The 23,174-nt window shown below is 44.6% G+C and carries 24 protein-coding genes; 15 read left to right on the top strand and 9 right to left on the bottom strand.

Features of this window, described 5'->3' with window-relative positions:
- Positions 1 to 155 precede the first annotated feature (155 nt).
- Positions 156 to 1,952, top strand: a complete 1,797-nt coding sequence (locus DL796_RS04605) for an NUDIX hydrolase (protein WP_146205068.1) — start codon at positions 156 to 158, stop codon at positions 1,950 to 1,952.
- 174 nt (positions 1,953 to 2,126) lie between these two features.
- Complete coding sequence (locus tag DL796_RS04600) at positions 2,127 to 2,615, top strand: DUF2165 family protein (RefSeq protein ID WP_110200430.1); 489 nt, start codon at positions 2,127 to 2,129, stop codon at positions 2,613 to 2,615.
- A gap of 57 nt (positions 2,616 to 2,672) precedes the next feature.
- On the opposite strand, the gene rarD is transcribed toward DL796_RS04600, so the two are convergent.
- Positions 2,673 to 3,617 (bottom strand): EamA family transporter RarD, encoded by a 945-nt coding sequence (gene rarD, locus DL796_RS04595; protein ID WP_110200428.1) that lies wholly within the window; start codon positions 3,615 to 3,617, stop codon positions 2,673 to 2,675.
- Between the two features lie 35 nt (positions 3,618 to 3,652).
- Positions 3,653 to 4,114, bottom strand: coding sequence for a thioesterase family protein (locus DL796_RS04590; RefSeq protein WP_110200426.1), 462 nt, complete (start codon positions 4,112 to 4,114; stop codon positions 3,653 to 3,655).
- Positions 4,115 to 4,365: 251 nt separating this feature from the next.
- Between DL796_RS04590 and DL796_RS04585 the strand changes: the two genes are divergently transcribed.
- Genes DL796_RS04585 through DL796_RS04575 form a run of 3 tightly spaced genes read left to right on the top strand, consistent with a single transcriptional unit; the run spans position 4,366 to position 5,660 of the window.
- Positions 4,366 to 4,803: a c-type cytochrome gene (locus tag DL796_RS04585; protein ID WP_110200424.1), complete on the top strand. Its 438-nt coding sequence runs from the start codon at positions 4,366 to 4,368 to the stop codon at positions 4,801 to 4,803.
- Positions 4,804 to 4,858: 55 nt separating this feature from the next.
- On the top strand, positions 4,859 to 5,347 hold the full coding sequence (locus DL796_RS04580) for a GNAT family N-acetyltransferase (protein WP_110200422.1): 489 nt from the start codon (positions 4,859 to 4,861) through the stop codon (positions 5,345 to 5,347).
- Positions 5,340 to 5,660 (top strand): c-type cytochrome, encoded by a 321-nt coding sequence (locus DL796_RS04575; protein ID WP_110200420.1) that lies wholly within the window; start codon positions 5,340 to 5,342, stop codon positions 5,658 to 5,660. The genes DL796_RS04580 and DL796_RS04575 overlap by 8 nt, the downstream gene beginning before the upstream one ends.
- A gap of 167 nt (positions 5,661 to 5,827) precedes the next feature.
- Here the strand turns inward: DL796_RS04575 and DL796_RS04570 are convergent, their stop codons facing one another.
- Both DL796_RS04570 and DL796_RS04565 read right to left on the bottom strand, forming a co-directional pair.
- On the bottom strand, positions 5,828 to 7,285 hold the full coding sequence (locus tag DL796_RS04570; protein WP_110200418.1) for a DEAD/DEAH box helicase: 1,458 nt from the start codon (positions 7,283 to 7,285) through the stop codon (positions 5,828 to 5,830).
- Between the two features lie 76 nt (positions 7,286 to 7,361).
- Positions 7,362 to 8,000: a DUF4124 domain-containing protein gene (locus DL796_RS04565; protein ID WP_110200417.1), complete on the bottom strand. Its 639-nt coding sequence runs from the start codon at positions 7,998 to 8,000 to the stop codon at positions 7,362 to 7,364.
- Between the two features lie 264 nt (positions 8,001 to 8,264).
- Between DL796_RS04565 and DL796_RS04560 the strand changes: the two genes are divergently transcribed.
- Together DL796_RS04560 and DL796_RS04555 are read left to right on the top strand one after the other, a co-directional pair.
- The gene (locus DL796_RS04560; protein ID WP_110200416.1) at positions 8,265 to 11,459 is read left to right on the top strand and encodes an amidohydrolase family protein; all 3,195 of its coding nucleotides are present in this window, start codon (positions 8,265 to 8,267) and stop codon (positions 11,457 to 11,459) included.
- A gap of 306 nt (positions 11,460 to 11,765) precedes the next feature.
- On the top strand, positions 11,766 to 13,556 hold the full coding sequence (locus DL796_RS04555; RefSeq protein ID WP_110200721.1) for a tetratricopeptide repeat-containing diguanylate cyclase: 1,791 nt from the start codon (positions 11,766 to 11,768) through the stop codon (positions 13,554 to 13,556).
- A gap of 4 nt (positions 13,557 to 13,560) precedes the next feature.
- Here DL796_RS04555 and DL796_RS04550 read toward each other — a convergent pair whose 3' ends face one another.
- On the bottom strand, positions 13,561 to 14,037 hold the full coding sequence (locus tag DL796_RS04550) for a Dps family protein (RefSeq protein WP_110200415.1): 477 nt from the start codon (positions 14,035 to 14,037) through the stop codon (positions 13,561 to 13,563).
- A gap of 186 nt (positions 14,038 to 14,223) precedes the next feature.
- Between DL796_RS04550 and tusA the strand changes: the two genes are divergently transcribed.
- The 4 genes from tusA (at position 14,224) to DL796_RS04530 (ending at position 16,125) form a co-directional block, all read left to right on the top strand.
- Entirely contained in the window at positions 14,224 to 14,475 is a 252-nt protein-coding gene (tusA, locus tag DL796_RS04545) for a sulfurtransferase TusA (RefSeq protein WP_110200414.1), read from the top strand.
- Positions 14,476 to 14,514: 39 nt separating this feature from the next.
- On the top strand, positions 14,515 to 15,093 hold the full coding sequence (locus tag DL796_RS04540) for a DUF1285 domain-containing protein (RefSeq protein WP_110200413.1): 579 nt from the start codon (positions 14,515 to 14,517) through the stop codon (positions 15,091 to 15,093).
- Positions 15,094 to 15,125: 32 nt separating this feature from the next.
- Complete coding sequence (locus DL796_RS04535) at positions 15,126 to 15,344, top strand: hypothetical protein (RefSeq protein WP_110200412.1); 219 nt, start codon at positions 15,126 to 15,128, stop codon at positions 15,342 to 15,344.
- A 103-nt stretch (positions 15,345 to 15,447) separates the two neighbouring features.
- Complete coding sequence (locus DL796_RS04530; RefSeq protein ID WP_110200410.1) at positions 15,448 to 16,125, top strand: type 1 glutamine amidotransferase domain-containing protein; 678 nt, start codon at positions 15,448 to 15,450, stop codon at positions 16,123 to 16,125.
- Positions 16,126 to 16,180: 55 nt separating this feature from the next.
- Here the strand turns inward: DL796_RS04530 and DL796_RS04525 are convergent, their stop codons facing one another.
- The 4 genes from DL796_RS04525 to DL796_RS04510 all read right to left on the bottom strand — a co-directional run bounded on the left by DL796_RS04525 (position 16,181) and on the right by DL796_RS04510 (position 18,676).
- Complete coding sequence (locus DL796_RS04525; protein ID WP_110200408.1) at positions 16,181 to 16,525, bottom strand: hypothetical protein; 345 nt, start codon at positions 16,523 to 16,525, stop codon at positions 16,181 to 16,183.
- 1 nt (position 16,526) lies between these two features.
- Positions 16,527 to 17,105, bottom strand: coding sequence for a hypothetical protein (locus DL796_RS04520; protein WP_110200406.1), 579 nt, complete (start codon positions 17,103 to 17,105; stop codon positions 16,527 to 16,529).
- A 122-nt stretch (positions 17,106 to 17,227) separates the two neighbouring features.
- The gene (locus DL796_RS04515; protein ID WP_196597950.1) at positions 17,228 to 17,836 is read right to left on the bottom strand and encodes a DNA-3-methyladenine glycosylase I; all 609 of its coding nucleotides are present in this window, start codon (positions 17,834 to 17,836) and stop codon (positions 17,228 to 17,230) included.
- Between the two features lie 36 nt (positions 17,837 to 17,872).
- Positions 17,873 to 18,676 carry a tryptophan-rich sensory protein gene (locus tag DL796_RS04510; RefSeq protein ID WP_110200404.1) on the bottom strand — a complete coding sequence of 268 codons (804 nt, stop codon included), beginning with the start codon at positions 18,674 to 18,676 and terminating at the stop codon, positions 17,873 to 17,875.
- A 110-nt stretch (positions 18,677 to 18,786) separates the two neighbouring features.
- On the opposite strand from DL796_RS04510, the gene glyQ reads away from it, so the two are divergent.
- Genes glyQ through DL796_RS04490 form a run of 4 tightly spaced genes read left to right on the top strand, consistent with a single transcriptional unit; the run spans position 18,787 to position 23,127 of the window.
- Complete coding sequence (gene glyQ, locus DL796_RS04505) at positions 18,787 to 19,737, top strand: glycine--tRNA ligase subunit alpha (RefSeq protein WP_110200402.1); 951 nt, start codon at positions 18,787 to 18,789, stop codon at positions 19,735 to 19,737.
- Positions 19,737 to 21,812 (top strand): glycine--tRNA ligase subunit beta, encoded by a 2,076-nt coding sequence (glyS, locus tag DL796_RS04500; RefSeq protein ID WP_110200400.1) that lies wholly within the window; start codon positions 19,737 to 19,739, stop codon positions 21,810 to 21,812. The genes glyQ and glyS overlap by 1 nt, the downstream gene beginning before the upstream one ends.
- A gap of 8 nt (positions 21,813 to 21,820) precedes the next feature.
- The gene (gmhB, locus tag DL796_RS04495; protein WP_110200398.1) at positions 21,821 to 22,363 is read left to right on the top strand and encodes a D-glycero-beta-D-manno-heptose 1,7-bisphosphate 7-phosphatase; all 543 of its coding nucleotides are present in this window, start codon (positions 21,821 to 21,823) and stop codon (positions 22,361 to 22,363) included.
- Entirely contained in the window at positions 22,360 to 23,127 is a 768-nt protein-coding gene (locus DL796_RS04490; protein ID WP_110200396.1) for a sugar nucleotide-binding protein, read from the top strand. The genes gmhB and DL796_RS04490 overlap by 4 nt, the downstream gene beginning before the upstream one ends.
- Positions 23,128 to 23,174: the final 47 nt, after the last annotated feature.

The raw sequence follows: 23,174 nt of genomic DNA, 5'->3' as shown, positions 1-23,174 counted from the left end.
ATAGCTGCGCTCTTATAACCGTGCACCTATTCGCGCAGCTCTTCGTGCACACCTTCACAAAGCGGGCAATTCCATAAACTGGACTGATGTGCTTTTTTCAGTTGTTCACCCTATACTGAGCGACTACAAAACCACTAACCAAACTGTTTATGAAAATGAATTCTAAAATAGCTATCGTCGCATTGCTTACGGTGGCTCTCTCGCCAAGCCTAACATACGCGACAAAAACCACGCCCACCAAGGAAACAAGTATACTGTCGGAAGCACAAGTCGACTCGATATTAGAAGATAGTATGAAGATTCACTTCGCGCCGGATATTAGTCACTTATCACAAACCGAGCGAAAAACCCTCGATTACTTAGTGCAAACGGGGCATATACTGCATGACCTTTATCTTAATGCGCAGCACAAAGATGCCCTACAACAAAAAGCAGCGCTTCAAGAGCTTGCGGCCAAAGGCAATAAAGACGCAGAAAAGCGTTTAACGCTTTACCGTATTTTTAAAGGTCCTATCGCGACCACGCCAGATAACAAGCGCGTGCCTTTTGTTGCCGCGGATAAGCCAGGGCCGGGTAAGAATCGTTACGCTTGGGGCTTAACTAAAGAAAAGCTTGATGCTTTTTTAAAAGAGTACCCACAATTAGAAGCGGATATTTTCGACTTACGCAGTTTAGTTCGTGCAAATACCCCCGATAACATCAAAAAAGATCTCGCTGCTTTAACTAAGTACCCTGTTCTCGATACCTTACACCCTTTGCTAAAAGAGAAGCTCGAACAGGCAAAAAATAATCCGCAACAACGATTATATGCAGTTCCCTATTCCGTCGCTTATGCTGACGATATTATGCAGGCCTACGAGCTATTACAAAAAGCCAGCCGCACAATTGCCCCTACCGACAAAGACTTTGCCGACTATCTGGCCAACCGCTCTCGAGATTTGTTATCGGATGATTACGAAAGTGGCGATGCTTCTTGGGTCACAGGGAGTTTTGGTAATCTGAATGCACAAATCGGCTCTTACGAAACTTACGACGATGCACTGCTTGGCGTAAAGTCAGCTTTCTCCATGAGCATCTTAATTAAAGATCGTGAGCGTAGCGCCAAACTAGCGAACAGCATTTCAGATTTACAAGAAATAGAGAACAGCCTGCCTTACGAGCATCACAAAAATGTTCGAAGCGATATTCCTATCGGCGTTTATCACGTTTATGCTGACTTTGGCCAAGCTCGCGGTACTAACACCGCATCAATTTTACCTAATGAGAGTCGTTTTGCTCGTAAGTACGGCCGCATCATTTTGATGCGCTATAACGTGCTTACCAATCCAACTATTGTGACTAGCGCTAAAACCATTTGGAAAACGGTGGTCGCCGAGCCGTTCGCCAATGACCTTACCGGACAAAGTAACTACATCCGCACCATGTGGCACGAAATTGGCCATTACATGGGGCCATCGCTGGATAAACAAGGACGCACGCTTGATGTCGCGATGCAGGATAACGCTAATCTTTTGGAAGAAATGAAGTCAGACTTAGTTTCGCTCCACTCAGCAGCATTCTTGCATGACAAAGGGGTTCATGACGACGCGACTTTGCGCTCGGTTTATGCGGGCGGCATCATGCGCACACTCCAACGAGTAAAGCCACGACGTAGTCAGCCTTACCAGACGATGCAGCTGATGACCTTTAACTTTTTCCGTGAGCAGGGTGTAATTTCTTTCGTTGCTGATAGCGGTTTATCGATCGATTATGAGAAGTATCCACAAGCGGTTACTAAATTGCTCGCTAAACTACTCGATATTCAATATCAAGGCGACAAGCAGGCGGCCGATGACTTTATCGAACAATACAGCCAGTGGGACGAGTCTGTTCATGGCGCTATCGCCAAGCGCATCAGCGATACCAAGCAACCTCGCTATCGTATCGTAAGTTATGAGGCGCTAGGAGAATAATAAATACCCCTTCAACATTCCTTGTAAAATATAAGTGTCCGAAAGTGTCATACGGTGCGGACACATTATTACTTTCCTGAGCTTTGCTACATCCTGAGCTCTAAAAAGACTCCCTTTTGCGCAAATTCTGCTATATTGAACTGGTTGTTTTTTATACTTTTATGCGGAGGGAACATGCTAAACCGTTATCTAAAGATCGTTCTTGTGCTTCTTCTATCCCTATTATGTCTAATGTACGCCATACAAAATCTGGCTAACTTAGATGCCTGCTTTTCATCTGTGGCTTATATCTTGGGGATGACTGAGCATAATTATTACGCCAATTCCTTTTTCCCAGCGGTTACAAATAGTTTCTTAGTTTGGGTAGCGGTCGGTACTATTATTGGAGCAGAGCTTACGGCAGGAATTTTGTTACTAATCGGATGCGGAAAGTTATTTAGTGCGAGGCAAAGCGATTCATCAAGCTTTAATCAGGCTAAATCTTTAGCACTATTTGGTGCCGGCATTGGCATTATCGTTTGGTTTGGAATTTTTGGTGTATTTGGGGGCGCTTGGTTTCAAATGTGGCAAACGCCAACAGGCGGACAGTCGCTTAATGGAGCCTTTCAGTATTTTGTCAGCTGTGCTTTTATTTGGCTCATCGTCCGCGCTAAAGACCGCTAGTAGTATGCTGGAATTAAACCAGCTGTGTAATAGATAGTAACTCATTAGCTTGAGTTACTATCCAACCACGACCTTTTTACGACGGTTATTTTTAATCACGCCAATGGTATAAACCACCAGTCCTGCCCAAATAAGCGCGAACGTCATCAGTAAATCTAAGTTAAACGGCTCTTTATAGACAAACACCGCCAGCATAAAGGTAAGACTCGGTGCCAAATACTGAATAAAGCCGATGGTGTTTAGTGGCAAAACTCGTGCGCCAGCAGAGAATAACGCCAACGGCACAGTGGTAATAATTCCGCCGGCCACCAGTAACCAATCGATGGTCGGTGATAGATAAAGAAAGCTTCCTGTACCGCTGTGCCAAAGGTAATAGATATAGCCTAAGGTTAGCGGCAACACCATCAGGGTTTCAACTAATAACCCTTGCAATGGCCCGATGCTTAACTGTTTTCTTAATAGTCCATAAAACCCGAATGAGAAAGCTAGAAACAGTGAGACCCACGGCAATCCACCAAGCACAACAACTCGATACGTCACACCTGCAATTGCTAAGCCTAGTGCCCATTTACTCCACAAGGAGAGCTTTTCTTTTAAAAATATAATTCCAAGCGCAACGCTAATCAGCGGGTTAATAAAATAGCCTAAACTGGTTTCAAGCACTCGATCATGAGTCACCGCCCAAGTAAATACCAACCAGTTGCCGGAAATTAACAGCGAGGTCACCACCAGCAAGCCTAAGGTTTTCTTATCTTTAAAAATACCCTTTGGGAAAGGACGCTTTAGCACCCACATAATAATCAACACCACCGGCACCGACCAAGCCACGCGATGCGCTAGGATTTCTAAGGCCGAGACTTCTTGTACCGATTTGAAATATATGGGTGCCAGCCCCCAAATCACAAAAGCACCCAAGGCATAAATATAACCGACTTTATTGCTCGGCTCTTGCTCTTGGGGCTCAGAAGCTTGTTGTTGGGGATGAGTTTTTGCAGAAGTCATTAGAAGAGCCTATTAAATTTAAAAGTCTATCTTGGTTAGCCAACCATATAAGTGCCAGTAGCAACAGCAATCAAGGTGTCTCGCCCGTTAACCAGTTCGGCTCGAGTTACTGCTACACGATTTCCAGCACGCAACAACTCGGCTTTTGCATAAAACGTTTCGCCACGCCCAGGGCGTAAATAGTCGACTCTAAGATCGATTGTGCTTAACTTGGCGATTTTCTTCTTTAACTCATCGACTTGGGTAGCGGGATTAGCATGTAAAATACCGACCGCAGCCATAGTGCCACCGACCATATCCATTGCTGAAGAAATCACTCCGCCATGAAGGATACCTTGAATATAATTACCCACAAGCTCAGGTTTCATGTCAAAGGTGATGACACACTCTTCTTCACTAACCTTTTGATATTTAAGGCCAATATGACGATTAAAAGGAATGCTGTTAACCAACGCTTCACCAAGCATATGCAATGCTTCCTGCGGAAGAGATCCCATGCGTAACTCCAAACTTAATCATGATCCAGAATTTGGCCATTGTGCCTGATTTGCCTCTGAAAATGTATGCTTTATTATGAATAAGAGGAATAACTACGAGTTATTTCAGCATGCCTATTTGATCGAGACCTGATTACGGTTATAATTTGCGCACTGAATTTACGCCTTTTGAGCGTTTTGGCCAGCTTACCGCTATTTGAGACCTCTTGAGTAAGCGTTTTGCCGATGAGCACTATTGATAGAGAGAGACCATGACTAAAGTAAAATCATTGTTCGTATTAGCTGTGAGCCTCACAGCAGCATTATTCGCCGGCGCAGCGGTAGCGACTCACTTAAGCGAATCAAACGTTGAAGATCGTTTAAAACCGGTTCATAAAGTTTATGTTGAAGGTGATGATGTACCTCAGGTATCAAATACAGCGCCTGTCTCAGCAACACCTTCAGGTCCTCGTGAGCCAGCTGACATCTACAATGTTAGCTGTACAGCATGTCACGCTTCTGGCGTAGCTGGTGCTCCGGTTGTTGGCGATGCCGCAGCTTGGGAACCACGTATCGCTCAAGGCATTGATACGGTTTATGACCACGCAATCAATGGTTTCAACGCGATGCCACCGAAAGGTACTTGTGCCGACTGTTCTGACGATGAAATCAAAGCTGTTGTTGATTACATGATCGAACAAAGTCAGTAAGCAATTTTCAAAAGGCCGATCACATGATCGGCTTTTTTGTGCCTGAGATTTGTCGATGCAGCTGCAACAACCAAACAAACAACACCTGCTTCAAGTCATGGAGTGGGTCAGAAGCCCAAAAGTCTTCAATATCTGGGCAGGGCCAGGCTTTCGCTTTCCGTTCACTGCAGAGAGTTTTATCGAAGATCTTAACCTCGACGAACTAGAAACTCGCGTTCTCATAGATCCCCAGTTAGACCTAAATAACCAAGTCCAAGCCTTCGGACAAATATATCAGCGCCTAAACCGCACACATCTCGGCCGTCTAGTGGTTAATCCTCAAAGCCACGGCAAAGGCATCGGCACCCAGCTGGTAAAGAGCCTAATGGCGCTTGGCGATTCCCTCTTTGCTTGTGATAGCTATTCTTTATTTGTCCTACACAGCAACACCCGCGCAAAAGAGTTGTACCAAAGACTGGGCTTCGAAGTAGCTGAATATCCAGAAATTATGCCACTTGCCGACTGCCACTACATGGTTAAACGCAAAGGAATAAGCAATGAATAAACGATTATTAGGCTTTCTTTTCTGCTCTATTATGTTGCTGCTCGCAGCCTGCACCCCGGAGCCACCAAAGCGCGATGGCGAAAGCATCTATAATCGCTCCTGCTTTAGCTGTCACGAACGTGGTCACGGCGGTGCACCGTTGCGAGGAAATATGGAGCAATGGCAGTCACGAATCGATAAGGGTCAAGATACCTTATTAAATAGCATGGTGAATGGTTATAAAGGCATGCCACCTAAAGGCGCCTGTTTCGACTGTACTGAGAAAGAGCTTCAGATGGCACTTGAATATATGCTTCAGCCTCGAAAGCCTTAAACCAGTTAAGCTTTCCTCCTGCTTGAAAATTCCTTAAGCCTCAGCCAGCAATATTAGTGCAAAACTATCACTCAGCAAGCGTAGCCTCGAAGGAATGGAGTGACTTCGAGGTTTTATTCCCTCGAGCACGCTAACGCTGTTCGAGGCTACATTAACTAAGAACAGCCCTAATTGTTTTTAGGAGATCTCTTAGTGGTGTTCCGATTACTGCCTTTATTTTTACTTTGCGCTTTTGCCTTACTTTTTTTATAAGGATCATTCTTGCTTGAACTGTCCTTAGGCTTCGCTTTGCCCGATGGCTTTTTATTCCCTGATGCCTTTTTCTTATTGGCAGCTTTGCCGTTGTAACCATTCTTGCCGCGCTTCGGTGGCTTTGCTGTACCTTCTGCGCTGCTAGACTTATTAGCGCCTCCTTTGGCCTTTGCTTTGGCTAACTTTTTCTTATGAGGTTTTTTCTTAGCAACAGCTTTTAGAGGCGTTTCTGGTACAACATGATGAGGCTCGAAGTCATCGACTATTCTGCGTTCTAATTGCTTTCGAATTAGGTTCTGTATCGCTCGCAATTCCTCAACTTCGTCAGCACTGACCAAGGAAATCGCTGTGCCCTTCTCGCCCGCACGCCCAGTACGGCCAATACGATGCACATAGTCTTCCGCCACATTGGGTAAATCATAATTGACCACCACCGGCATCTGATCAATATCAATGCCTCGAGCCGCCACATCGGTCGCCACTAAAGCGGTAACCTGACAAGATTTAAATTCAGACAAAGCACGATTACGCGCCCCTTGGCTTTTACCGCCATGAATCGCGGTTGCTTTAATACCACGTTTTTCCAGCGCTAGACTTAATCGATTGGCGCCACGGCGCGTTCGCACAAAAACTAATAACTGATGCCAACGATGATCGCCAATAAGGAAACTCAGCAATGCCGGCTTCTCTTTTTTATCCACCGGATGAATCCACTGTTTCACGGTTGTCGCCGTGGCATTGGTCGTTTCCGTTTCAATCAGCTTAGGATTATGCATGAACTGCTGACTTAACGCTTTAATAGACTCAGAGAAGGTTGCCGAAAAGAGTAGCGTCTGACGCTTTTTCGGCAGCTTCGCCAAAATACGCTTAATGCTCGGTAAAAAGCCCATATCCAGCATTCGATCTGCTTCATCCAACACCAAAAACTCTAGATCTTTAAAACCAACCGCGTTCTTTTCCATCAAGTCCAACAAACGCCCCGGCGTCGCCACCAACACATCGGTGCCACGACTTAGCTTAAGCATTTGTGGATTAATCTTTACGCCACCATAAACCACCACCGATTTCAGCGATAAATTAGCCGCGTATTTCTGCACGCTTTGATGAACCTGCTCTGCTAGTTCTCGTGTCGGCGTCAAAATCAAACAACGCGCCGAATTGGCCCCAGCCTTTTTGCCCTCGGACAATTTCTGCAAAATTGGCAGCGAAAAACCCGCGGTTTTCCCCGTGCCAGTCTGCGCAGCCGCCATCACGTCGGAGCCACTCAGAATCAAAGGAATTGCTTTTTGCTGGATAGGGGAAGGCGTTGTGTAACCGCTTTTGTGAAGCGAATCGAGAAGAGGTTGTATTAAATTAAGATCGGTAAAGGTCATCTAAAGCTTTATAAGTGCAGTAAGCCCACAGTTTAACGTTTTCGACGCGTCAAGTCCTGTTAAAAGACTACCGACCTTACCTTTTCGTGCATTTAGATACGCTTTGATGCGGGTAATAACAAGCATCTCCCTCTCGCGCTAACTTATGCATTTCTTTTCGCCTTTTGTAGTACTCGTCACAATAAATACTCCTATTGCCACCTTTATGTCTTTGAATATTTGTATATAAATCGTATGTACGACCTACAAGCCACCGACAGTTAGAGTTAGTATTTTTAGCAATAAGTCGCTGTTTTATATTTGCAGGCGATGATTCAGAGATATTTTGCGACCTTGGCCTTTTTTTTCGTTTGATTGATTTTGCTTTGTCCATCTCGACGACGCTCAAGCCGTTCTTTGGTAAAACCAATCTTTTATAGCTTCCTGAAGCTGGCGGATGCTCTGATATCACTTTGTTACCATTTTTATCTTTCCACGTATAAAGTACTGGCTTCTGTTTTACAGGTGCGCGTCTTGTTTGAGTTCTAACCTTTGAATTCGTCAAAGGAGAGCGATGATTATTTCTATAATTTGTCTTGGTTTTTTCGGTCAGCTGAGGCTGCTTTAGCTCAACCTTAAGATTATGATTTTTTTCATAATAGTCGTAATAAATCATTCCACCAAAAACTAATAGCACTAGACACACACCAAAAAGCGCACCTATTAAATAACGCATATAACATCCTTATTTCTTTATTTTAATACCGCAAGTCTACCCAATTGGTTCATCTTTTGGAATATCCAACAATACTGACTACCTAACAAACAATAAGCCCTATAATTTATTGAAAGACTTCGTTTTGTCGCTCTTTTGATAATACATTATCACGCCATTCAAACTTTCTTACAATTTACACATCACTTCCTTGGGCAACCCTTTGCCCTTTCTATGCTAAGTCTTTATATTGCTAGGTTCGGACCATCTTATAAAAATGTAACCATGTATAAATATTCCATGATTAGCGGTCTATTGGCGGTTTCTTTGGGCTTCGCGGCGCAGGCTGACGAGAAAAAGGAAGCAGTTAAATGGGACGTTAACAATCCTCCCGGCGAAGCGATTTACGCCGATTTGAACGTTACTGAAGGTACTTGGATGAACCTTGATGTCAGCCCGGACGGCAAAACCATTGCCTTCGATTTGTTGGGCGATATCTATACTATGCCAATGTCTGGCGGTAAGGCGACCAACATTACTAACAGTATGGCATGGGATATGCAGCCGGACTTTTCACCCGATGGCAGCCAAATAGCCTTCACTTCCGATCAAGGCGGTGGCGATAATATCTGGGTTATGGATACGGACGGTAGCGACCAATATCAAGTCACCAAGGAAAGCTTCCGTTTATTGAACAATCCAAAATGGAGCCCTGATGGCGACTATATTGTGGCGCGTAAGCACTTTACGGGCACACGCTCTTTAGGTGCTGGTGAGATTTGGTTGTATCACAAGTCTGGCGGTAGCGGCGTTCAGCTAAACAAACGCCCGAACGAGCAAAAAGACTTAGGCGAACCAGCCTTTACGCCAGACGGTCAATACGTGCTTTATTCGCGCGATTCGACGCCAGGCGGTTATTTCGAGTACAGCAAAGACTCGACTAAGCAGATTTACAAAGTTTACGCCATCGATCGTGACACCGGTAAAACCGAAACTTGGATCGACGGCCCAGGTGGCGCAGTACGTCCAGAGCCTTCACCAAACGGTAAATACATCGCTTTCGTGCGTCGTATTAGCGGCAAGTCAGCGTTATTCTTACAAGATCGTAAAACTGGCGCCGAATTCCCGATCTATAAAGATCTAGAGCGCGATATGCAAGAAACATGGGCTATTCACGGCGTTTATCCGAACTTCTCATGGACACCAGATAGCGAGCAAATCGTTTTCTGGGCGAAAGGTAAGCTACACAAAATCGACGTCGAGTCGAAAGAAGTGGCAGAAATTCCTTTCGAAATTAACGATCGACGTGAAATGCGCGCTGCGGTTAAACAAACCAATCCAGCATTCGAGGAAAACTTTAATGCCAAGATGTTGCGTTGGTTACAGGTTTCACCAGATGGCGATCAAGCGATTTTCCAAAGCCTTGGTAAAATCTACAAAGTATCGCTACCGAATGGTAAACCTAAGCGTTTAACGCGCCAAAACGACCACTTCGAGCTTTATCCTCGCTATTCTGCCGACGGCAAGCGCATTATCTACACCACTTGGGACGATGAAAAACTCGGTACTGTTCGTGTTGTTTCTTCGCGCGGCGGTAAAGGCAAAGTGATTTCACAACAGCCTGGGCACTACACCAACCCGAGCCTCAGCCCTGACGGTGAATTTGCAGTTTATAAAGCAGTTGGTGGCGGCTATATTACGAGCCCACTTTACTCAAACGACACGGGTATTTTCAGCGTTAATCTAGATGACGAAACAGTGACTAAAGTTAGCGACTCTGGTTCAAGCCCATTCTTCGCTGGTGACTCTAATCGTGTATTCTTCTCGACCTCTAAAAGAAATGGTGAAACTTACTCAAGTAAGCTAGTAAGCACTGACTTAGATGGTAACAACCAGCAAGAACACTATTCAGGCAACTGGATTTCTGATTTTGCGGTATCGCCTGATCAGAAGTGGCTAGCTTTCACACAGCGTTATCAAGTCTACGTCACGCCTTTTGTGAAAAGCGGCAAAGCGATTACTACTGGACCAGCGGCACGTAACTTGCCGGTTCAGAAGTTCTCAACGTTCGCTGGCTCAAACCTAGCTTGGTCAGAGGATAGCACTGAATTGTCTTGGTCATTAGGCCCAACGCTATATCAGCAAAAACTCGCTGAGAAGTTCGACTTTTTAGCAGAAGACGGCAAAGCTAGCGCAGAAGCTGCTAGAGAAACCGTTATCGAAATGCCGGTAAAAGCCGAGGTGCCAAAAGGCGTTACTGCACTGGTCGGCGCTAAGATTCTGACGATGGAAGGCACTCAAGTTATTGAAGACGGCGTTGTGGTGGTTGAAAACAATCGCATTAAAGCCGTTGGCAAGCGTGGTGATGTATCGATTCCATCGGGCGCAAAGTCGATTGATGTAAGCGGTAAAACCATTATCCCTGGTCTAGTCGATGTTCACTGGCATGGTGCTTACGCAAATGGCCAAATCCAACCAGAAACCAACTGGAGCGCCTTAGCTTCCTTAGCCTTTGGTGTCACCACCACGCATAACCCGTCGGCCGACACTGAAGCGGTATTCTCAGCTAGCGAGATGCAAAAAGCAGGCTTAATTACTGCACCACGCATCTTCTCGACGGGTACCATTTTGTATGGTGCGAATCATTACATCACCGCTGAGGTTGATGGTATTGATGATGCCACTGGCCACTTAGAGCGCATGAAAGCTGCTGGTGCATTCTCGGTCAAGAGCTACAACCAACCACGCCGCGAACAGCGTCAGCAGGTTTTAGAAGCTGCGCGCAAAACCGGTTTATTGGTTGTGCCAGAGGGCGGTTCTTTATTCATGCACAATATGAGCATGATTATCGACGGCCACACCACCATCGAGCACTCGATTCCTGTAGCTAACGTTTATGACGACGTTAAGCAACTGTGGAGTCAAGCCGACACCGACTATGTGCCAACTCTTGGCGTAGCCTATGGCGGTATCTGGGGTGAGCGTTACTGGTACGACAAAACCGACGTTTGGAAGCACCCACTACTGAGCAAGTTTGTGCCGCGCGAAGTATTAGAGCCAGCCTCACGCCGTCGCTTTAAAGCACCAGACGAGGACTATAACCACGTCAATAATGCTCACGTTGCTAAGCAACTACGCGATCTAGGCGTTAACGTCCTACTCGGCGCACACGGTCAGCGCGAAGGTTTAGCCGCGCACTGGGAGCTTTGGATGTTCGGTCAAGGCGGCATGACACCGCTCGAAGCCTTACAAGCCGGTACTATCGATGGTGCGAAAATGCTGGGTATGGATAGCGAAATCGGTTCGATTAAAGCAGGCAAGCTGGCTGATTTAGTCGTACTAGACGCAGATCCAATGGAAAACCTGCGCAATTCTGACAAGGTCAACATGGTCATGCTAAACGGCAAGCTCTATGATGCCGCTACGATGAACCAAATTGCACCTACAGAAAAAGCTCGCAAACCCTTCTTTTTCGAGTAAAATACCCGCCGCTCAGGTTTGTATCAGTAAGTACAAACCTGAGCTTGTTCAAATTTCAATCAGTCGATGCATTATTGCATTGCCTGATTGTTCAATTATACTTTCTATTGGTGTACAGTGATTTCATAACTAATAATTTTATAAAGGGAATACGTGCGAAAGCTTAGGAAATTCACATTCTTATTCTTAATTTGCTTTAGTTGTAATGTATTCGCCTTAATTACTCCAGATACGCTCTCGCCTGGAGTTTCTAAAAACGCCTCCAACCCTAGTAATAATACAGCTCTACAAAGCCAGCTTTATGGTATGTCTAATCTTTCCGTACCAGAGCGCAAGCAAGAAGCATTTTTCATCAAAATTAATAACCTTCTAAACAACAAAGATCTCGACAATCATTCTCAAGCTTTGGCCAATATTCTGATGGCCAATTACCATGTTTTAAACAGCGATACCTTACGAGCACGCGAGTTTATGTCGATCGCACAGCCATTAGTGCAAAGCGTTAATCAAGAATCGCTCAATAATCAATATGATTACGTCAATGTATTCGTATTGCGTAGCGAGGGTGATTTAGAAGAAGCACTCAACGTTTCAGAAGAATTGTACGAGAAGGTTAAAGATAAGTGGGTACTGAATAAGCTTGGCGACTTGGTCTTAGAGAATGCTTATATCAATGCACTTTTTGCCCGCTACCGAGAATCTATCCAGTCTTTAGACATTGCTCTAGATTATTCTCTAGACTCCAACGATCCCTACCTAATCTCCGAGACTTACAATGTTTTCGGCATTCTTTATAGCTTTTTAAATGATCACAAGTCGGCGATTATGTATTTCGAGAAAGCAATCGATGTTATGAAACAACATCCGAATCTTGTTCGAAATATCTACTTTTACGCCAATCTTGCCGACTCCTATCGACAAGACGATCAGTATGAAAAAGCCTTAGAGTTGACCGATAAAACCATGCAACTGGCAATCCGCGAAGGCGATATTCCTCTTCAGGCTTTCGCCCATCAAGTCAGGGCTCGTGTTTTTACTAATCAGGAAAAGTATGAAGAGGCGCTGCAACAGCTCAAATCCGCAAAAACCCTACAAGAGCAAGTCGGCGAGCAAATGTTCGGCTATGAGCTACATCTCGACTTCGCCTCAGCTTATATCAAGCTAGGACAGATCGACGCCGCGGGAGAGCATATTGAGATGGCCATCGATAGTGCTCAAGAGGCCGCTAAGCTGGATGACTTTTACCTCAACAAGCTTCGCTCTGACATAGAAGCTAAACGTGGAAATTACGAGCAAGCTTACAATCTTCTCAGTAGATCATCTCGCGCTTATCGCCAATCTTATAACGACAATCTTACTTATGTGTCTAATTTGGCTCGTGAGCAGCTCGACCAAGAGCGTTTGTCTTTTGAAAATAAGCTTCTTGAGAATGAAGTTGCCCTAAACGCCAAATATGTCGATAAGTATAAAAGCTATAGCCATATTCTAATCGCTCTAGTCATTCTTCTGCTACTGCTAGTAGTTCTCGGTTTCTGGTTACTGTTCAAATACCGTCGCGTGGCTAAGACAAATGAACAGCTAGCGCTGACCGACACACTGACCAAACTACCGAATCGCCGCCAAATGTTCAGAAAACTTGATAATGAGCACGTGAAAAGCGTACCCGGGAACTCTATTTATAGCCTTATCATTTTTGATATTGACCATTTTAAAACGATTAATGACCGCTTTGGGCATCATATTGGCGACAAGGTTATTAAACGCATCGCCTCAATCACTCAGCATACGCTACGCGAAGAAGATACCATCGGTCGTATCAGCGGCGAAGAGTTCTTGATTATTTTGCCAGAAACTACCTTAAAGGATGCCGAGCTGATTGCTCATCGCTTGAATGAACAATTCGCAAACGCTGAATTTAATGATTTAGCAGAAGGGATCCACCTCACAGCAAGCTTTGGTGTGACGGAATACAGCCAAGAGGACGAGCGCTTAGATATGGTCATTAATCGCGCCGACAGATTATTGTATAAGGCCAAAAAAGAAGGCCGAAACCGTGTGGTTTCGACCTTCAATAACGATGATACTGATTTAAACTAATGCTTTAGTTTTGTAAGTGCGAACGTAACATCCAAGCAGTTTTCTCATGAACTACTAAACGGTCGCCAACCAAGCTAGCTGATGATTCATCTTCTGCTTCTTGCGCCGTTTGCAACACTTTTCTCGCTGTTCTTACCACTGTTTCATGGCTATCCACTAAGCGGCCAATCATTTCCTCAGCACTAATGTTGCCTTCGACTTCTTCAATACTGGTAAGCTCTGCAAGCTCTTTGTAAGTGCCTGGGGCTAAAATACCTAGCGCACGAATACGCTCAGCGATATCATCAACGGCAACCGCTAACTCCGTATAGTGTTCTTCGAAAAGAACATGTAATTGCTGGAAAAACGGGCCAGTAACGTTCCAGTGGAAATTGTGAGTTTGCAGGTACAAGGTGTAGGTGTCCGCTAATAGGCGCGACAGACCCTCACCAATTTCTTCGCGTGACTTTTCGTCGATTCCAATGTTTATCTTATGACTCATCTAATCAATCTCCTTTGGTTAACTTATGCATCTATACTAACGAATCTGATTCCATACATAAAATTAATCTTTTAAAACAATGTAATATATTATTGCTATACCTAGTCAATTTGCTTTAGAAATACTGCTAAAAAGACTAAAATTCGCACAGATTTTCAATCATATACCATACTACATTGAGCCATCATGACAGATTTCAACTTCGATAACTTTGATCGTAAACTCGACGCCCTTGGCCTACGTTGTCCCGAGCCCGTGATGATGGTACGGTTAAATGTACGCAAAATGGAGGACGGCGAGACTTTATTAGTGATCGCTGACGATCCTTCAACAACGCGTGATATTCCTAAATTTTGTACCTTTATGGATCATCAACTGCTCGCCAGTAGCACTGACGAAATGCCGTATAAATACCTGATTCGCAAAGGTCTGGCTTAAGCCTCTTACTTAAGCCATTAATCAAACGGGTTAATCAGCTTGAGTAAAGACACATCGCAAAATTCTGACTTTTCGAGCATCTTGAGTGAGATCAGTAAATCTCAAGGGGCTAATAAACTACCGCCTGTCGATCAGTGGAACCCTGACTTTTGTGGTGACATGGACATGGTCATTAAGCGTGACGGCAGTTGGCACTATCAGAACTCGCCCATAGGTCGGCAAAGACTGGTTAAGATGTTTTCCACTGTGTTAAAGAAGGAAGGCGATGATTATTTCCTCGTCACACCGGTAGAAAAACTCGGTATCACGGTCGAGGATGCACCTTTTTTGGTCACTCAGATGACCTTAAAGCAAACCGACGAAGGCCAAGTTATCATCTTTACCGACAACTGCGACAACACCATTCTTTTGACTCAAGACAACCCATTGTGGGTTGAACAGGATGAAAAGACTGGTGAGCCGTCGCCTTATGTCATGGTGCGCAAAAACCTTCACGCCCTGATTCATCGCAATGTGTTTTATGAGCTGGTAGAGTTAGCCGAAGAGCGGGTTCTCGATGGGCAAAAACACCTTGGTGTCGTTTCCGCTGGCGAATTTTACAGCTTAGGCGCCATTTAACCCTAAACCCAAATTACACAGAAGTTACCATCATGCCAAAGTTCCAGACACTCTCTAAGTTCACTATCAGCTGTTACCTAATAGCCATCGCTTTAATCGGCCTAATTTTAGCTAATGATTACTGGAGCTGGCTTGAACTACCCGCAAAAGTTCGTGTTGGCGTATTGGTTGTGGCCGTTATCATTGGTGTCTCCGGCTCTTTATACAGCATTCTCAAACAACTTAAAGGCATGCTCAGTAAAAAGTCTTAAGCCCGCAAATCGCATTAATGCCGTTAGTTTAAGCGCTAACGGTTGAAATACGGCACTTAACCGCCATTTCTATTAGTATCATGCACCCATTACTGGATATTTCATGAAAATATTAATGGTACTTACGTCGCACGACCAACTCGGCGACACTGGCAATAAAACAGGCTTTTGGTTAGAAGAATTCAGTTCACCCTACTATGTGTTCAAGGATGCTGGCGCAGAGATTACGTTAGCTTCTCCTAAAGGCGGACAACCACCACTCGATCCTTCGAGCGACGCAGAAGACGCGCAAACCGAATCCACCGATCGTTTTAAGAACGATAAGGAAGCCCAAGAGCACCTAGCCAATACCGAAGTCTTATCGAAAGTAAATCCCGCCGAATTCGATGCAGTGTTCTACCCAGGTGGGCATGGTCCACTTTGGGATTTAGCCGAAGATAGCGACTCAAAGGCGATCATTGAGCACCTTTACCATAAGAACAAACCTGTCGGTGCGGTTTGTCACGCCCCAGCAGTATTTAAAAACACGAAAGCAGAGGATGGATATTCGTTAGTTTCGGGCAAGAAAGTCACAGGCTTTAGTAACTCCGAAGAAGCTGCTGTAGAGCTCACCGAGATAGTCCCTTTCTTGGTTGAAGACATGCTACAACAAAACGGCGGTCACTACAGCAAAGGTAACGACTGGGAGTCGTTTATCCAGATCGATGGAAACTTAATCACCGGTCAAAACCCAGCCTCTTCTGCTGATACCGCCAAAGCGATATTAGCGCAGTTAAAATAATTTTCGATTCTTATTAACGATAAAAGCCGCTGAATTTCTCAGTGGCTTTTTATTATTAGTAAGTAGTCATAATGATTGGGCTCTTCCACTTTATTTTTACAGAGGCCTTACAACCAAATCCGTTAAAATCATCAGAAGCTTTGATTAAACCATTTACTCGTCCTAAAGCTTTTCTAAGCCACTTCCTAGCTGGTAGCCTGCCCGCCGTTATTAAATTAGTAACAAGCTCTTTCATCGCTTCATTACAATCCCTGTTTGCTTCGACCATCTCTCTTACTATTTTGATTGTCTGCTCATTAAAGTAAGGCTTCCTCTGGGCAATAGAAACACCCTCTCCAATAACACTAACTATTATTGTGTATAAATCATTTTTTTCATTTATTGTTAACTTCTCCAACATTTTAAGCTCCTTTTATGACTTTCTTTATCCAACTCCATGTAAGGCCTTTAGTAAATAACATAAGGATCTGGGAGTTATTTGCATTGTTTTTTTCGACAACATAAGTGCTACACTCTAAATTTTCACATCGTGAAGCAATTATAAACTGAGGAGTTATGTCTGTGCTGACGCTGGATGTACCCTGAGGAATCTGGCAACTCGAACTTTTAATAAGATCCATGTACTGCTTCTGGAGTCTATGACCATTTAACTCCTGATTTATCTTCTCAAGAGCTAACTTTAAATCAACATCTGACTCAGTATTAGTACACTCTCCAACTTGTGCCACTGTAGGTTCTTGAATGAAAACTCCACCCCATAAAGCTTGTCTGTCACTAAACTTAATACCCACTCCTTCAAGGTAATTATCTTCACCACTACTTCCAGCAATAAGAACAGCATTCGGCAATAAATTTGTTGGGATTTTTAACAGAAAATTCCCATATGCAATCTTAGTCGTATCAATATTACTGTACTTTTTTTGTGCATGAGTACAAGAAATTAGCGTTACTGATATGATTAAAAGGATTATTTTCTTCATAATTCTTCCTTAAATTTTTGGTTAATTTGAGCGACTGTAGTCTCGCCCTACTTATCTGTCAAATATATTTAAGATACATGGGGGGGGGGGGGGGGGGGAAGTAAGTCTCATCCATAAGCTTCCTACAAACCATCCTGTCTTAGAAAACACCCTTGCACATGATCATTCACCATCCCGGTGGCCTGCATATAGGCGTAACAGATGGTGCTGCCGACAAACTTGAAGCCGTCTTTTTTCAGTCGTTTTGCCATAGCGTCGGACTCTGGCGTGGTTACGGGTACTTCTTTTAGGCTTTTCCAATGATTCTTAATCGGTTTACCGCCGACAAATTGCCACACATAATCTTTAAATCTTTGGGTTTGTGTAATTTCTAAGTACCGCTGGGCGTTGACGATAAAAGCATTCACTTTCAGCTTGTTTCGGATAATTCCAGCGTCGTTTAACAGCTGTTCGCGTTTTTTATCTTCATATTGTGCGATCTTATGCGGGTCGAAGTTATCGAATACTTCGCGGTAATGTTCACGCTTTTTCAGTACGGTAATCCAACTCAATCCCGCCTGCGCTCCTTCGAGGCACAACATTTCAAACAGCTTTTGATCATCATACTCGGGACGTCCCCATTCGGTATCGTGATATTCGATGTATAGTGGGTCATCGCTGACCCAGCCACATCTTTTTTTTGGCAAGCTGTTTTTCGCCAAGTTATGTTTAGGCAAGCTTTGTTTAGACATTACTGTTCCAACTGATTGTTATTATGGTTTATCAATTCAATCTTTAGCTTTGGCCGAATAGCTACTGTTCCACTTAGTGCCGAAATAGCCAGTAACTACTAGTAATATTAACGCAAAGAAGGCCGAAACATACACCAATAGATTAGGGTTCCCTGCGGCGTTTTTGACCATAATGGCGATATAAGCCCAGACGCCGACCATGGGATAAACAAAAATAGCGGGCTCTAAACCTTTTTTAACTGACTTAAAGCTCAGCACTAACGCAAACAAGACCAAACTCAAAGCAGACTGCATGACGCTGAAGTTTGGATCGCTCAGCCAGCCCTCGCCCGCTTCAGAGAGCCAGCCAAGATGCACTAACCAAGCGGATTCATTGGCGACTAAGGCGACACTGATCCAACCGAAATACAAAGCTAGGGTTATATTGGCACTGACCGGTCTTGGGCTCTGCCTTATAACTGACAGTAATAGACTGATAAATATGCCCGCCATGATCACTAACGACCAACCAATTTGCAGGTATGACCAAACGATGACCCAAGCAATGGTTAGCGCAATAGCAACGGTCAACCAGCAATTCATCGACCAGCCACTTTGCGCTTTTTGCTCGGCATTTTCTGAGAAGGCTAAACGAATGTCTTTTATCGCTACCACCACCAGCATGACAAAAATAATGCCCCAAATTGAGAATGCGTAGGGTGCTGGGGTGAAATCTGTCGATAAGCCTTTGCTGACGGTAGCTTGAGTCTCGCCGTTAATTCCGACGATACTGCTGTAATAACTGATAAAAATCATTGCTGCGACTAATATCAGGTTAGTTATTGCGCGAATCTTCAACATTTATGCATTCTCCTGAATTTGTTGGCTTTCTAGGTTAGAAAATAACCCAAATTGCCGTATAATCCGACCATTAATTGATTTTCTCCATTCACTTTAGCGAAGGCATACCTGTGACTCAAGCTAACGAAAGTACAAAAACATTTCAGGGACTGATTTTAACCCTGCAAAATTATTGGGCCGAACAAGGCTGTGTCATCCAGCAACCGCTCGATCTCGAAGTTGGCGCTGGTACATTCCACCCTGCAACATTCCTCCGCGCCATTGGCCCTGAGCCTTGGAGCGCGGCGTATGTGCAACCTTGTCGCCGCCCGACGGATGGTCGCTATGGTGAAAACCCAAACCGTCTACAGCACTACTACCAATACCAAGTTGTGATCAAACCATCACCGCTTGATATTCAAGAAATGTACCTTGGTTCATTAAAGAAAATTGGTATCGATCCGCTAGAGCATGATATTCGCTTCGTCGAAGATAACTGGGAATCACCAACGCTTGGCGCATGGGGTCTTGGTTGGGAAGTTTGGCTAAACGGCATGGAAGTGACGCAGTTTACTTACTTCCAACAAGCTGGTGGTATCGAGTGTAAGCCTGTTATGGGCGAAATTACCTATGGTCTTGAGCGTATCGCCATGTACCTACAAGAAGTCGATAGCATTTACGATTTAGTTTGGACTGATGGGCCATTAGGTAAAGTTTATTATCGCGACGTGTTCCATCAAAACGAAGTTGAGCAGTCGAAATACAACTTTGAGCATGCCAACGTCGATAAATTATTCGAGTTGTTTGATTACTGCGAGTCGGAATCCAATAATCTGATTAAAAACAACTTACCGCTGCCAGCCTATGAGATGGTTTTAAAAGCGTCACATACGTTTAACTTGCTTGATGCGCGTGGTGCTATTTCCGTTACTGAACGCCAGCGCTTTATCCTGCGCGTACGTACCATCGCCCGAGCTGTCGCAGAAACTTATTATGCGGCGCGAGAAGAGTTGGGCTTTCCGATGCTAAACAATAATCTAAAAAATGATTCAACGCACAACGCGTCACAGGAGGAAAAGTAATGTCATCCTCTAATTTACACTTTGCTGATTTATTATTCGAGCTTGGTACCGAAGAGCTTCCTCCTGTCAGCTTAAAAACATTACGTGATGCGCTTAAAAATAACTTTTCCGAAGCCCTTAAAGCACAAGACTTTAGCTTCGAGACGGTTGAAGCATTCGCTACACCTCGCCGTTTAGCATTAATCGTTCGCCACTTAAGCGATGCGCAGCCGGACAAAAACGTGGAGCGTTTAGGACCAGCAGTTGCCGCTGCTTTTGATGCGGATGGTAATGCTAAGCCGGCAGCTGTGGGATTTGCTAAATCCTGCGGAACCGAGGTTGATCAGTTGGAAAGAATCCAAACTGACAAAGGTGAGCGCTTAGGGTTTACCGTGTCACAAAAAGGGCAACCTCTGAGCGAGCTTATCGAGCAAATTTTAAATAGCTCATTGAAAAAGTTGCCAATCCCAAAGTCAATGCGCTGGGGCGATAGCTCGGCACAATTTATTCGTCCGGTTCACTGGGCCGTATTATTGCATGGCTCGTCTGTGCTCGATGCGACTATCCTCGACACTAAAACTGGCAACATCAGTCGTGGCCACCGTTTTATGGCCGAAGGCGAAGTCTCGTTGCATGATGCTGACGACTACGTTAATAAGCTCAAAGCTGAGCATGTGATTGTGAGCTTCGAAGAGCGCCAAGCTATGATCGAGCAACAGGCTAAAGAAGCTGCCGACAAAATTGGTGGCGTAGCACAGATCGATCAGGACCTTCTTGACGAAGTAACGGGCTTAGTAGAATGGCCAGTGGCATTAACCGGTGAGTTTGATACTGAATTCCTAAAGGTGCCAGCGGAGTGCTTAGTATCTTCGATGGCTGAGCACCAAAAATATTTCCACGTGCTCGATAAAGACGGCAACTTGATGCCAAACTTTATCACTATTAGTAATATCGAGAGCTCAAATCCTCGAGTGGTGATTGAGGGTAACGAAAAAGTGATTCGCCCTCGTCTCGCCGATGCGATGTTCTTTTATGACAAAGATCAGCAGACCACGCTAGCGAGCCATCAAGAGCGACTGAAGAAAGTTGTATTCCAAAACCAATTAGGTTCAGTCCAAGAGAAAGCCGAACGAGTGGCTGAGCTTGCTAAAAGTATCGCGCCGACGATTGGCGCCGATCCTGAATTAGCGCATCGCGCTGGCTTATTGTCGAAATGTGATCTGACCACGCAGATGGTTGGTGAGTTCGATAAGCTACAAGGCATCATGGGCACTTATTACGCCCGCCACGATGGCGAAGATGAAAGCGTTGCTATCGCCATGACTGAGCAGTATTTGCCGAAATATTCAGGCGACAGCTTGGCGCAAAACCCAGTAGGACAAGCGCTCGCTATCGCTGATCGCGTCGACACGCTTGTTGGTATTTTCGGTATTGGTCAAGCACCGAAGGGTGCTAAAGATCCGTTTGCATTACGCCGTGCATCGATTGGCCTCATTCGAACCATCGTTGAAAACCAACTCAACTTAGATTTAGAGCTGTTGATCGAGCAGTCTTTAAAGCAGTTCGATGGCAAGCTGACCAACGATTTGGCGGCGGAAGAATTGCTGAACTTTATCTTTGACCGTTTCCGCGCCTGGTACCTCGACCAGAATGTAAGCGCTAATACCGTGAATGCTGTGATGGCGGTTCGCCCAACCAAGCCACTTGATTTTGAGCAGCGCATTAAAGCGGTTCAGCATTTCCAAACCTTGCCAGAGTCTGAGAGCTTGTCTGCCGCTAATAAGCGTGTGAAAAACATTCTAGCTAAGGCTGATGTCGAAGTACCAATTCAAGTTAACAAAAGCTTGTTGCAAGAAGATGCCGAAAAAGCATTGGCGGCAACTATTGCCACAGTAGAGGCAGAGCTAGCAACCATTGAAAACTATCAAGAGCGCTTAACTCGCCTAGCTGCGCTACGTGATGATGTGGATGCATTTTTCGATAAAGTGATGGTTAATGCTGATGATGCGGCGGTTAAAGCCAACCGTTTAGCATTATTGAAAAAGCTCGAAACAATGTTCGGTTCTGTTGCCGATATTTCATTACTGCAAAACTAGTTGTAGCGATGATTGATTGGGCTAATAAAAAAGTCATTATTCTGGATCGTGATGGCGTCATTAATCACGATTCAGACGCTTATGTTAAGTCTGCCGATGAGTGGAAACCTATCGCCGGTAGTCTAGCGGCCATTGCCAAACTAAACTCTCGATTTAAAGTCGCTGTTTCTACTAATCAATCGGGGATTGGGCGTGGCTTTTACGATGAAAGCGTGCTCGATGATATGCACCAAAAGATGGCGACGTTGCTTTCCGAGAAAGGTGGTCATATCGATCATATCGAGTTTTGCCCGCACCACCCTGACGACGGTTGCGACTGTCGCAAACCTAAGCCAACCATGCTTAAGCGCATTGCAGAAATATTTAGTGCGACTCCAGATGAAGTCATATTTGTTGGTGATTCTAAGTCTGATTATGAGTGTGCAGAGAACTTTGGCTGTGACTTTATTTTAGTATTAACGGGCAAGGGCCTGAAAACTCTGGACAAATTAGCTGGCAAAGATCTTCTCGTTGAAAAAAGTCTGGCAAAAATTGTTGAGGAAATCGCGTGAACACTTTAATAGTAGGTAGTGGCAAACTGGGCCGTCGTTTTTACGAATATCTAGTAAGCAAAGGCGAAAAACCTTATACGCTTTCTCGCTCAGAAAAATCTTGGGCTGATAATCATATCGTCTGTGACCTCTTAAAAGTCAGCGATTCGCTTCCAGAGCTTCCACAGCTGGATAACGTTTACATCATGCTAGCGCCAGACGAAAGAACTGAGCAGGCCTATCGCCAAACCTATATGCACGCTGTGTCGCGTTTGCTTCAAGAACTGCACAAACAGCATACTGAGTTTCATTGCACCTTTTTATCCTCTACTTCGGTTTATGACGGCAATTTAGAAGCTGTCATCGATGAGTCAGTTAAAGCCAAACCACTTAATTTTAGTGGTAAAACCATGCTTGATGCCGAAAAAAACGTGAAGAGCCTTCATGAGAATACTTCTATTGTTAGAGCTTCTGGCCTTTACTCCAAAGAGCGCACAAAGCTACTAGAAAGTTTGCTTGATAAAGATAAATACCATGACCCTAAGTGGCTAAACTTAATCCATGAGGATGACTTGTGCTATTGGCTCCACCTCGCCAACCAACGCGAAGTCAGCTTGTCGATTGCTTCGGATGGCACAGCTTTTACTCGCCAACAACTGCAAGATCATGTGGCCGGTAGAGAACTATCACCACAAGAGCCTACGAAGCAGTATCATTCGGTGCTTTTAAAGCGATTAAATCTACAGTACCCAAGCATTTTTTCTTGGTTTGACCAATCTCAATAAAAATTTTTAATTTTCTGCCCTTTGGGGGTGATCCGAAAATATCTTCT

Origin of the sequence: Kangiella spongicola (genome assembly GCF_003194565.2) — a bacterium.
In the GTDB taxonomy this organism is placed as follows: domain Bacteria; phylum Pseudomonadota; class Gammaproteobacteria; order Enterobacterales; family Kangiellaceae; genus Kangiella; species Kangiella spongicola.
This window is presented reverse-complemented; position numbering and strand designations above follow the sequence as displayed.